Source organism: Providencia sp. 2024EL-00732 (assembly GCF_044006275.1).
Taxonomy (GTDB): Bacteria; Pseudomonadota; Gammaproteobacteria; order Enterobacterales; family Enterobacteriaceae; genus Providencia; species Providencia huashanensis.
Map to the genome: position 1 here is coordinate 1 of NZ_JBIPDG010000024.1, position 12,351 is coordinate 12,351.

A 12,351-nucleotide genomic window follows, 5' to 3' on the forward strand; every position below is an offset into this window, starting at 1 on the left:
GCTACCTACAACTTGAACTATTTAGCGCTATTCCTTTACTTTTCACACTTTGCGCCGCAGCGTTGTTGGCTGCGTTCGGCTACTCGGGTCACATACTTATGTATGCTCCCCGAGATATCCTCTCTGGTCGCTTAGCTGCAACACAAATTATTTTGAGTATTATTTTATAGTTGCAGGATAAAAATATTTTTCGCTTTTATGACAGTCTGTCATTTTTCTTTTTGATATTAGTTTTGAAGTTTTGTTTTTATAACTAATTGAATCTTAAGTTATAAAATTGTATTTTTCTTCGATTTTGTTTTCTCGCCAGCGAAAAAATCAGCAATTGTCATAAAACTGTCATAAAAACGACATGTTGTCGTAACTAAATTGTCCTATTTTTCCTACCGTGACATACACCCAACAATTTTATACTTGATTGTTTCTATACATCCCCGGAGGGATTATGAAAATGACGCGTACCACCTTAGCAAGCGTAATGGCAGCAACTTTATCTTTGACCGCAATGTCTTCTTTTGCTGCTACCAGCCTGACCGGAGCTGGCGCGACTTTCCCCGCTCCTGTTTATGCAAAGTGGGCAGACTCTTATCAGAAAGAAACAGGTAATAAAGTAAACTATCAGGGGATTGGCTCTTCTGGTGGTGTCAAACAAATTAATGCAAAAACCGTTGATTTCGGTGCCTCTGATGCGCCATTAACTGACGAAAAACTGAAAAAAGATGGTTTATTCCAGTTCCCAACAGTCATTGGCGGTGTTGTTCTGGCTGTCAACGTAAAAGGCATTGAGTCAGGGCAACTGACTTTAGATGGCAACACTTTAGGGGATATCTATTTAGGTAAAATTACCAAGTGGAATGACCCTGCTATTGCTAAGTTAAACCCAAATGTTAGCCTACCAGACCAAACTATCGCAGTCGTCAGACGTTCTGATGGCTCAGGTACCACTTTCGTATTCACTAGCTACTTAGCGAAAGTTAGTGCAAGCTGGAAATCAGATATTGGTGCGGGCTCAACAGTTAACTGGCCAAAAAATAGCGTAGGTGGTAAAGGTAACGATGGCGTTGCAGCATTTGTTCAGCGTCTGCCAGGTTCTATTGGTTATGTGGAATATGCTTACGCAAAACAGAATAATCTTGCTTATACTAAACTGATATCTGCGGATGGCGAAGCAGTCTCGCCAACAGGTGAAAGTTTCAGCGCAGCAGCGAAAAAAGTTGATTGGTCTAAATCTTTTGCTCAAGACCTCACGAACCGTGATGGTGCCAATGCATGGCCAATCACATCGACAACTTTTATTTTAGTACACAAAGAGCAAGCTAATGCTGAAAAGGGCAAAGCAACGCTCGACTTCTTTAACTGGGCCTATGAGAAAGGTGGTAAGCAAGCGGAAGCATTAGACTACGCAATTTTACCTGAAGAAGTGGTGACAGCTGTTCGCGCAGCATGGAAAACAGAAGTAAAAGATAGCCAAGGTAAAGCACTTTTCTAAGTGAACCTCGGGTTGGCAGTGGCAGGCGGATGTTAGAGGATCTAACATCCGCTTTCTAAATGAAGTAAATTAAATCCTACGTAAGCAAGTAGGTGTGGAATGAGAACAAAGCGCATGGCCGAAAAAACAACGGCATTTAAAGCTCCTAGCAAATCAGGTGATGTGATTTTTGGTGCATTGGTAAAGATTGCCGCGCTAATCACTTTATTAATGCTTGGGGGTATTATTATCTCCCTTATTTTTGCATCTTGGCCAAGTATGCAAAAATTTGGTTTTTCGTTTTTATGGACCAAAGAGTGGGATGCTCCAGCGGAAGAGTTCGGTGCGCTTGTGCCTATTTATGGCACGATTGTGACATCGTTAATTGCTCTGATCATTGCGGTACCCGTGAGTTTTGGTATCGCCTTATTTTTAACTGAGCTTGCACCTAACTGGTTAAAACGGCCTCTAGGTATTGCAATTGAACTCCTTGCTGCTATCCCAAGTATTGTTTATGGGATGTGGGGGTTATTCGTCTTTGCGCCGTTGTTTGCGGAATATTTCCAAGAACCAGTGGGGAATGTGATGTCGAGTATTCCGATTGTTGGTGAGTTATTCTCAGGCCCAGCATTCGGTATCGGTATTTTAGCTGCGGGGATCATCCTCGCGATTATGATTATTCCTTACATTGCGTCTGTTATGCGCGATGTATTTGAACAAACTCCTGTGATGATGAAAGAGTCAGCTTATGGTATTGGCTGTACTACATGGGAAGTGATCTGGAACATCGTTCTGCCTTATACCCGTAATGGGGTAATTGGGGGGGTGATGTTAGGTCTAGGCCGCGCATTGGGTGAAACCATGGCGGTGACATTCGTGATTGGTAATACTTATCAACTAGATAGCGTGTCATTATTTATGCCAGGTAATAGTATCACCTCTGCATTGGCGAATGAGTTTGCAGAAGCAGAAAGCGGCTTGCATACCTCTGCCTTGATGGAGCTTGGGCTGATTCTATTTGTTATCACATTCATTGTGCTAGCAATCTCCAAGCTGATGGTTATGCGCCTTGCGAAGAATGAGGGCCGTTAATATGTCGTTATCTCAACCTATTGCCGTCAATCAAAAAGAACGCGCTCGCCGTCAAGCATGGCGCCGTCAAATCAATAGAATGGCTCTATTGGTTTCGATGTTAACCATGGCTTTTGGCTTGTTTTGGTTAGTTTGGATTTTATTTTCTACAGTGACGAAAGGGATTGATGGGATGTCCCTCAATCTGTTTACTGAAATGACCCCACCGCCTAATACAGAAGGTGGCGGCTTAGCAAATGCCATTGTTGGTAGTGGTTTACTGATCCTCTGGGCTACGGTTATCGGTACTCCTTTAGGGATCTTAGCGGGGATTTATTTAGCAGAGTATGGCCGTAAGTCATGGTTAGCTTCGGTAACTCGTTTTATTAATGACATCTTATTATCAGCGCCATCTATCGTTGTAGGTCTGTTTGTGTACACCATCGTGGTTGCACAGATGCAGCATTTTTCCGGTTGGGCTGGGGTTGTCGCACTTGCATTGTTGCAAATTCCAATTGTTATCCGGACAACTGAAAATATGTTGAAGTTAGTGCCGGATAGCTTGCGTGAAGCCGCTTATGCACTCGGCACACCAAAATGGAAAATGATTTTATCTATTACGCTAAAAGCATCTGTATCCGGGATTATCACGGGGATTTTGCTGGCTATTGCACGTATTGCGGGGGAAACCGCACCGTTACTGTTTACTTCACTGTCGAATCAGTTCTGGAGTACAGATATGAGCGAGCCAATTGCCAACTTACCAGTGACTATCTTCAAATTTGCAATGAGCCCATTCTCTGAATGGCAAGAGCTTGCATGGGCTGGGGTGTTATTAATTACCCTATGTGTCCTACTGATTAATATCATTGCGCGTGTTGTGTTTGCACAGAAAAAACACTAAGCCCGGATAACTAAAGATTTAGAGAGAAAAGTAAACCATGATTAATGCAAACGAAATTGCAAACAGTAAAATTAAAGTTCGTGACCTCAACTTCTACTATGGCAAGTTTCACGCGCTGAAAAATATCTCTTTAGACATTGAAAAGAATAAAGTGACGGCATTTATCGGCCCATCAGGCTGCGGTAAATCCACATTGTTACGTACCTTTAATAAAATGTATGAGCTGTATGGCGAACAACGTGCAGAAGGTGAAATTTTATTAGATGGTCAGAATATCCTGACGGACAAACAAGATATCGCGTTATTACGAGCAAAAGTAGGAATGGTCTTTCAAAAACCCACTCCATTCCCAATGTCTATCTACGATAATATTGCATTTGGAGTCCGTTTATTTGAAAAATTATCGCGTGTAGAAATGGATGAGCGTGTGCAATGGGCACTGACAAAAGCTGCATTATGGAATGAAACTAAAGATAAACTCCACCAAAGTGGTTATAGCTTGTCTGGTGGTCAGCAGCAACGTTTATGTATTGCTCGTGGGATAGCTATTCGCCCAGAGGTATTGTTACTGGATGAGCCTTGCTCTGCACTTGACCCTATCTCAACGGGTCGTATTGAAGAATTAATTAGTGAATTAAAATCAGAGTACACTGTGGTGATTGTTACCCATAATATGCAACAGGCAGCACGTTGTTCTGATTATACGGCATTCATGTACTTAGGGGAGTTAGTTGAGTTTAATCACACTGACAAGATGTTTACGACCCCTGAAATGAAGCAAACTGAAGATTATATTACTGGCCGCTACGGTTGATATGGAGCCGACGATGGATACGCTGAATCACAACAAACATATATCGGGGCAGTTCAATGCTGAACTGGAACATATCCATACTGAGTTGATGACAATGGGAGGGCTGGTGGAAGAACAGCTCACCAAAGCCATTACGGCCATGCATAATCAGGATGAAGCCTTAGCACGTGAAGTTATTGAGAATGACCATAAAGTCAATATGATGGAAGTGGCGATTGACGAAGAGTGCGTAAAAATTATTGCCAAGCGCCAGCCAACAGCGAGTGATTTGCGTCTGATTATGGCAATTTCAAAAACCATTGCAGAATTGGAAAGGATTGGCGATGTTGCGGACAAAATCTGCCAAACTGCATTGGAGAAATTCTCTCATCAACATCAGCCTTTGTTAGTGAGTTTGGAATCATTAGGCCGTCATACGGTACAAATGCTACATGATGTACTTGATGCATTTGCACGAATGGATCTTGAAGAAGCCATCCGTATTTACCGTGAAGATGAAAAAGTTGACCAAGAGTATGAGGGTATCGTACGTCAATTAATGACCTATATGATGGAAGACCCGCGGACAATCCCGAGTGTATTAACGGCACTGTTCTGCGCACGCTCCATTGAGCGCATTGGCGACCGTTGTCAAAATATCTGTGAATTTATTTTCTACTATGTGAAGGGGCAAGATTTCCGTCACGTCGGTGGGGATAGTCTTGAGAAGATGTTAACGAATAAATAATTACTCGAATACTCGTCATATTTCGTGCTGTGGCGGTGTTGGCTTCGCTCGGTTACTCGGGTCACATACTGATGTATGCTCCCCGAGATATCCTCGCTTGCCGCCTAGCCACAACGCGAACTATTTAGAGTATTAATATATGAGGTTAATGCATTAAATACCTATCATACCTCAAGCTATAGTTCTGATATTTGAGTTCGACTACTCGGGTCACATACTTGTGTATGCTCCTAGGGATAATTTTATTTGCCGCCTAGCTACAGGCCGAAATATTTAGAGTATTACTCTTGAATATCGGCGTCAGCTTACTTTAGAACAAATTGTTTAGCGTATAAAACGTTCTTCTACCGACTTTCTTCTTGCTCAATAAGAGTCTATTGATGGTTTAACCATGTTCGGGGTCCTTGTATAAAGTTTCCCCCTTTCTTTATTCACTTCATTTATTCCTCTTAGTTATAAATATATTATTTAATAGTATTTCAAGTGCTAAGAGATAGTTGATAGCTTGTGACGGTCGATTTACATAAATTTACCGCCAGAGGTGTTCAATGAAAGCTCGTATTCTCTCAACTGTTCTATTCACAGGTTTGGCGCTGACAGCGAATGTCGCTAGCGCAGATAAATTAGATGATATCAAGCAAGCCGGAGTGATCCGCATTTCAGTCTTTGATAGCAACCCGCCCTTTGGTTTTATTGACCCTCAAACTAAGAAATTGGCTGGTTATGATGTGGATATCGCACAAGAAATTGCTGATGGCCTAGGGGTAAAACTTGAGCTTCGTCCGACTAACCCTGCGAATCGTATTCCACTTTTAACTTCTGGCAAAGTTGATCTTATTGGGGCGAATTTTACCATTACCGATGAACGCGCAAAACAAGTTGATTTTTCCATCCCTGATTTTGCTACCGGGCAAAAATTTATTGCCCGTAAAGGCGTCTTAAAAACCCCTGATGATATTAAACCTCTGCGTATCGGTGCAGATAAAGGCACCGTACAAGAAGTCACTTTACGTGAGCGTTTTCCAGACACTAAAGTGATTTCTTACGATGATACCCCACAGGCATTTGCTGCACTGCGTAATGGTAACGTACAAGCTATTACCCAAGACGATGCAAAATTGGTGGGTTTATTAGGTAATTTACCTGAGAAAGTTAAAGTTGATTTTGAAATTTCGCCATTCAGCCTAACAAAAGAATATCAAGCACTTGCAGCAAGCAAAGGCGAAACACGTTTGGTTGAAAACGTCAATGAAACACTGTTGAAATTAGAGAAAGACGGCAAAGCCGAGGTGATTTACAACCGTTGGTTTGGCCCAGAAACTAAAGCCGCTCAACCACGTGGTGACTTTAAGTTTGCACCATTAAGCGAACAACAGCCCCAATCTTAATGGCCTGAAATAAAAAAATAACTTGTTGGTTACCCTGCACATTGTGCGGGGTTCTTGGTTAATAGAACCAAGTAGAATGGTGATTGACTATGTTTGAGAAATTTTTCAGCGGTAATTTTTGGTCAGAACATCTGCTGGCACCACAGTACCTTGAATGGTTCGGCTATGGTTTTTTGATCACAGTTTGGATCTCTGTGTGTACCATTATTGCGGCTACTTTATTAGGTTTTCTAGTTGCATCAGCAAAGGATAGCCAGATTGCTCCTCTTCGTTGGGGAGTGAACATCTATATTTCTATTTTTAGAAACACGCCTTTGTTGGTGCAGCTATTTTTTTGGTATTTCGCTTCTGGTGAAATTTTACCATCTGCCACAATGGAATGGTTGAATACACCCCATGAAATCCAATTGTTGGGGATACCCGTGGGGTGGCCATCATTTGAATTTTTAGCGGGTTTTGTTGGTTTGACCTTGTATACCGTACCCTTTATTGCTGAGGAAATTCGAGCAGGTATCAGGGGCGTTCGTCAGGGGCAAAAATATGCTGCTTTCGCTTTGGGGCTAACTTCTTGGCAGGCGATGAAACTCGTGGTGTTGCCTCAAGCGGTTAAAATCGCTATGCCGCCTTTACTTGGCCAATATATGAATGTGGTAAAGAATTCATCGTTAACGATGGCGATTGGGGTGGCGGAGCTTTCTTATGTATCGCGGCAAGTGGATAGCCAGTCATTACAAACTTTCGCCGCATTTGGTGTTGCCACAGTGTTATACATTGCCATTATTGCATTAATGGAAGGCTGGGGGCAGTGGCGGCAACAACGTAATTTAGCTCAAGGGGCATAAAATGGATTTTTCGATTATTGAGCAAAACTGGCAATATTTATTATTAGGTACTTTCCCTGACGGCCCACTCGAAGGCGCTGCTTTAACCTTACTCATGAGCTTACTTGCGGGGGCGGCTTCTATAGTATTGGGGACGTTGGGTGGTATTGCGTTAGCCATGCTGCGTGGTTTCTGGGTTAACCTATTTGCCGCTATTTTAGGCTTTTTCCGTGCAATTCCTGTGATTATGTTGATTTTTTGGACCTACTTTCTGTTGCCTATTTTGCTTGGCGCAGAAATCCCTGGGATTGCTACTGTGGTATGTGCATTAGCGTTGATTACTTCAGCATATCTAGCTCACGCGGTAAAGGCGGGGATTTTAGCGATTGGTAAAGGGCAGTGGCAAGCTGGCATGTCTTTGGGTTTTAGCCGTTGGCAGGTGCTTTGGCACATTGTTTTACCACAAGCGTTACGTATGATGGTACCTTCATTTATTAATCAATGGGTTGCATTAATTAAAGATACCTCACTAGCTTATATTGTGGGGGTTGCTGAATTATCATTTTTAGCTACTCAAGTGAATAACCGTGAAATGGTATACCCGCTCGAGGTTTTCTTATTTGTGGCATTTATTTATTTTGTGATGTGTTTTGCGGTGGAAATTATTGCGAATAGGGTAGCGAAAAGGCTAAGCGCACAAAATGAACCTCAAAAACGAGCCGCGAAGCGTAGCTTATTGTTTTGGCGTAGGCAAAAGCTATTGGCGCTGTCTTAAGTCAACATAGCGGTGTAATAACCGCTATTATCTCAACAACACTTATCTGATTATTTTTTTATTTCGGCTTGCCGTATCAGTTAGTTAGGACATTTTTGCCTATTATGGTTTACGCAATCGTTTTCTTTTGTGATTTTTAATTGTAGTATAGGGCGAAAAAAACTTTTTTTGGGCGCTATATCTAATGAGTAATCAATCTTCTAGCTCGGCACAACCGCAGGGCTTGTTTCAGCGTGTTTTTAAATTACAGGAACACGGCACAACCGCACGAACAGAAGTTGTTGCAGGCTTCACGACCTTTCTGACGATGGTGTATATCGTCTTTGTTAACCCACAAATTCTTTCTGTTGCAGGGATGGACATTAAAGCGGTGTTTGTTACCACCTGCTTGATTGCTGCTATTGGTAGTATCTTGATGGGGCTATTAGCAAACTTACCAATCGCGGTAGCACCTGCAATGGGGCTGAATGCCTTTTTTGCTTTTGTTGTCGTCGGGGCCATGGGGTATTCGTGGCAAGTCGCTATGGGCGCGGTATTCTGGGGAGCGGTTGGTTTATTTATTCTGACATTGTTCCGTATTCGTTATTGGATTATTGCTAATATCCCGCTTAGTCTTCGTGTCGGGATCACCAGTGGTATCGGTTTATTTATTGCCATGATGGGGTTAAAAAACTCAGGCATTATTGTTGCAAACCCAGATACACTGGTCTCAATTGGTAACTTAACTCACCATAACGTTTGGCTGGGGGCGCTGGGTTTCTTTATCATCGCAATTCTGGCAGCGCGTAATATTCATGCAGCAGTTTTGGTGTCTATTGCCGTGACTACATTGATCGGTCTTGCGCTGGGTGATGTGATATATTCGGGTGTGTTTTCCATGCCACCAAGTATCACTAGTGTGGTTGGGCAAGTCGATTTTGCTGGTTCTTTAGATTTAGCGCTATCAGGTGTTATTTTCGCCTTTATGTTAGTAAACCTGTTTGACTCATCGGGCACTATGATTGGCGTGACGGATAAGGCTGGGATTACCAATGAACGCGGGACATTTCCACGAATGAAACAAGCCCTGTATGTGGATAGTTTGAGTTCGGTAGCAGGTTCTGCAATGGGAACATCATCAGTGACTGCGTATATTGAGAGCTCTTCAGGGGTATCTGTTGGTGGGCGTACTGGCTTAACCGCAATTGTTGTGGGTGTTCTATTTCTATTGACCATGTTTATCTCACCTCTTGCAGGTATGGTTCCTGCTTATGCAACCGCAGGTGCCCTGATTTACGTGGGTGTGCTGATGACTTCAAGCTTAACGCGGGTGAAATGGGACGATTTAACCGAGTCTGTGCCTGCATTTATTACCGCAGTAATGATGCCGTTTAGTTTCTCTATTACCGAAGGTATCGCACTGGGCTTTATTGCCTACTGCGCAATGAAAATTGGTACGGGGCGCTGGCGTGATCTGGGGCTGTGCGTCATTTTAGTTGCGGCGATGTTCCTGTTAAAAATGATCCTAGTCGACGCCTAACATGTGCTTCATATTTTGAACTGTAGCGGTGTTGGCTGCGTTTGCTAACCCTAGTCACATACTTTTGTATGCTCCTAGGAATTAGCAATTCTTCCGCCTTGCTACAGCTCAAACTATTTAGCGCATTAATATTCGTCATACTTCAAGCTGTGGCGTTGTTGCCTACACTTGGTTACTCGGGCCATATACTTGTGTATGCTCCCCGAGATAACCTCGCTTGGCGCCTAGTCACAACTTGCATTATTTAATGAGTTAATCATTTCTCTTTTTATTATTTGCCCCCTCCATGCCCTAAATAATTTGTGTTGCATGAGCGTACATGCAACGCAAATTATTTAGGGTATAATTAATAAACTACTGCTGTGAAGGTCAGGTGAGATAAAAATCTACTGAAATTGCAAACTAGTACTTTCCCCCTTCATGGGAAACTGCTAGATTTCGCAGCAGAAACTGACTTTATCAAGGTATCAGGCCATGAATTCACCAAAAAAACCGGCAAGTAAGCCAAAGAAAAAATACCGTAAAACGAAAGAAGAATTGAACGCAGAAGGTCGTGAGCGTAAGCGCGAAAGTAAACATCGTGGTAATAAATCAGGTAGTCGCTACCAAGATAAGTCATCAAGCAGCCAAAATAATGGGCAAAATAACATTGTTGACCCACGCTTAGGCAGTAAAAAACCAGTGCCTTTAATTGTTGATGATAATTCAGCGACTAAACCTGTGGTTGAGAAAAAACAGCCAGTAGTTAAAGAAAAATTAACCCCTGAAGCTGAGTTAGCATTGTTAGAAAGTGATGACCGTTTAGATGGTTTGTTAGCACGTTTGGAAGATGGTGAGACCGTTACCGCAGAAGAACAGAAATATATCAATACTTGTTTAGACCGTATTGATGAGCTGATGAACATTTTAGGCATAGAATATGCTGAAGAAGAAGAGGAAGAAGACGAAGAAAAACTCGATGACATCATGCGTATCTTAAAAAGTAAATAACTTCGTTTAACCATCCCTCGTATATTCGGGGGATGTCGCTATTATTTTTCATAAATACACTTTTCTTTGATGTTGCATCAAGTCTCTTTTCTTTAACATCTTTATACTCGTCATATTTCAAGTTGCAGCATTGTTGGCTATGCTCATTCGCTCTAGTCATATACTTATGTATACTTTTAGCGACTCATTCACTTGCCGCCTAGCCACAACTTGAAATATTTAGAGTCTATAACGTTATGTATGCTATAAAATTTTCACATCACCGAATAACAAATTAAATAAGGTGCAACCCGTTGTGATGGTTTAAGCTTTTGGTCAATTGAGGAATGTTATGTCAGAGCAAAATATTGTTTGGGACCTCGCTCTCATTCAAAAATATAATTATTCAGGGCCGCGTTATACATCGTACCCCACTGCCTTGGAATTTAACCAAGATTATGACGAAAGTGCGTTTGTTCAAGCAACTCAGCGTTATCCCGACCGTCCTTTATCGCTCTACGTTCATATTCCTTTTTGCCATAAGCTTTGTTATTTCTGTGGCTGTAATAAATTAGTTACTCGCCAAAAACATAAAGCAGATGAATACCTACAAGTCATTGAAAAAGAAATTATTCAGCGTGCAGCTTTATTAAAAGGACGTCTTGTTACTCAGATGCACTGGGGAGGCGGTACACCAACTTATCTTGATAAAGTGCAAGTTAGCCATCTAGTCGGTTTATTGAAAAAGCACTTTCATTTTGCAGATAACGTAGAGATGTCGATTGAAGTCGACCCGCGTGAAATTGAGTTGGATATGATAGACCATTTACGCGCTGAAGGGTTTAACCGCCTGAGTATGGGGGTACAAGACTTTAATAAAGAAGTGCAAGTATTGGTTAACCGAGAGCAAGATGAAGAGTTTATTTTTGCTCTAATTAAGCGAGCAAAAGAAACAGGGTTTACTTCAACCAGTATTGACCTTATCTATGGCTTGCCAAAGCAAACGCCAGAAAGTTTTGCTTTTACCCTGAAAAAAGTGGCAGAGCTGTCACCTGACCGATTAAGTGTATTTAATTATGCACATTTACCTAATTTGTTTGCAGCGCAGCGTAAAATTAAAGATGAAGATCTGCCAAGCGCAGAGCAAAAACTGGATATTCTTCAAGATACGATAGCTACACTCACTGGAAATGGTTATCAATTTATCGGTATGGATCACTTTGCACGCCCAGAAGATGAACTTGCGGTAGCCCAGCGTGAAGGCATACTGCACCGTAATTTCCAAGGATATACCACCCAAGGGGACTGTGATCTGTTAGGGCTCGGCGTCTCGGCGATTAGCATGTTAGGGGATAACTACGCTCAAAACCAAAAAGATTTAAAAACCTATTATGCACAAGTCGAAGAGCAGGGGCATGCGCTGTGGCGTGGGTTGGTATTAACGGATGATGACTGTTTACGTCGTGATGTTATCAAAACCTTAATTTGTAATTTCCAACTGAATTTCGCACAAATAGAAGCACTATATCCAATTGATTTTAAATCTTACTTTGCAGAAGACTTAAACTTATTGATACCAATGGCAGAAGATGACCTAGTCGAAATTAGCGAAACAGGGATTAAGGTGACTCCTCAAGGACGTTTACTTATTCGTAATATTTGCATGTGTTTTGATGTGTATTTGCGTAGGCAGATGAGGCAGCGGCAGTTTTCCCGCGTCATCTGAATGCTCGTCATATTTCGTGCTGTAGCGTTGTTGGCTACGTTCACTAACCCTAGTCACATACTTTATGTATGCTCCTAGGGCTTAGTTTCTCTTGCCGCCTAGCTACAGAACGAACTATTTAGAGCATTTACTCTTCGTCATATTTTATGCTGTAGCGTTGTTGGCTACG

11 protein-coding genes are annotated in these 12,351 nt (G+C 42.0%); all 11 read left to right on the top strand.

The window, feature by feature from the left end; all coding sequences use genetic code 11:
- Positions 1-445: 445 nt before the first annotated feature.
- Positions 446-1,489: a phosphate ABC transporter substrate-binding protein PstS gene (pstS, locus tag ACHB7C_RS20580; protein WP_042847746.1), complete on the top strand. Its 1,044-nt coding sequence runs from the start codon at positions 446-448 to the stop codon at positions 1,487-1,489.
- A gap of 114 nt (positions 1,490-1,603) precedes the next feature.
- Complete coding sequence (pstC, locus tag ACHB7C_RS20585) at positions 1,604-2,560, top strand: phosphate ABC transporter permease PstC (protein WP_042847813.1); 957 nt, start codon at positions 1,604-1,606, stop codon at positions 2,558-2,560.
- Between the two features lies 1 nt (position 2,561).
- A complete protein-coding gene (gene pstA, locus ACHB7C_RS20590; RefSeq protein ID WP_042847744.1) occupies positions 2,562-3,443 on the top strand; it encodes a phosphate ABC transporter permease PstA in 882 nt (293 codons plus the stop codon).
- Between the two features lie 37 nt (positions 3,444-3,480).
- On the top strand, positions 3,481-4,257 hold the full coding sequence (gene pstB, locus ACHB7C_RS20595; protein WP_042847741.1) for a phosphate ABC transporter ATP-binding protein PstB: 777 nt from the start codon (positions 3,481-3,483) through the stop codon (positions 4,255-4,257).
- Between the two features lie 13 nt (positions 4,258-4,270).
- Positions 4,271-4,984, top strand: a complete 714-nt coding sequence (gene phoU / locus ACHB7C_RS20600; RefSeq protein WP_036958602.1) for a phosphate signaling complex protein PhoU — start codon at positions 4,271-4,273, stop codon at positions 4,982-4,984.
- A gap of 548 nt (positions 4,985-5,532) precedes the next feature.
- Positions 5,533-6,372, top strand: a complete 840-nt coding sequence (locus ACHB7C_RS20605; protein WP_210814126.1) for an ABC transporter substrate-binding protein — start codon at positions 5,533-5,535, stop codon at positions 6,370-6,372.
- An 89-nt stretch (positions 6,373-6,461) separates the two neighbouring features.
- A complete protein-coding gene (locus ACHB7C_RS20610; protein ID WP_042847739.1) occupies positions 6,462-7,214 on the top strand; it encodes an amino acid ABC transporter permease in 753 nt (250 codons plus the stop codon).
- Between the two features lies 1 nt (position 7,215).
- Entirely contained in the window at positions 7,216-7,968 is a 753-nt protein-coding gene (locus ACHB7C_RS20615; protein ID WP_042847738.1) for an amino acid ABC transporter permease, read from the top strand.
- Between the two features lie 184 nt (positions 7,969-8,152).
- On the top strand, positions 8,153-9,487 hold the full coding sequence (locus tag ACHB7C_RS20620; protein ID WP_395348449.1) for an NCS2 family permease: 1,335 nt from the start codon (positions 8,153-8,155) through the stop codon (positions 9,485-9,487).
- Positions 9,488-9,961: 474 nt separating this feature from the next.
- Positions 9,962-10,477 (top strand): Der GTPase-activating protein YihI, encoded by a 516-nt coding sequence (yihI, locus tag ACHB7C_RS20625; RefSeq protein WP_048605465.1) that lies wholly within the window; start codon positions 9,962-9,964, stop codon positions 10,475-10,477.
- Between the two features lie 331 nt (positions 10,478-10,808).
- The gene (gene hemN / locus ACHB7C_RS20630; protein WP_042847731.1) at positions 10,809-12,182 is read left to right on the top strand and encodes an oxygen-independent coproporphyrinogen III oxidase; all 1,374 of its coding nucleotides are present in this window, start codon (positions 10,809-10,811) and stop codon (positions 12,180-12,182) included.
- Positions 12,183-12,351 lie beyond the last annotated feature (169 nt).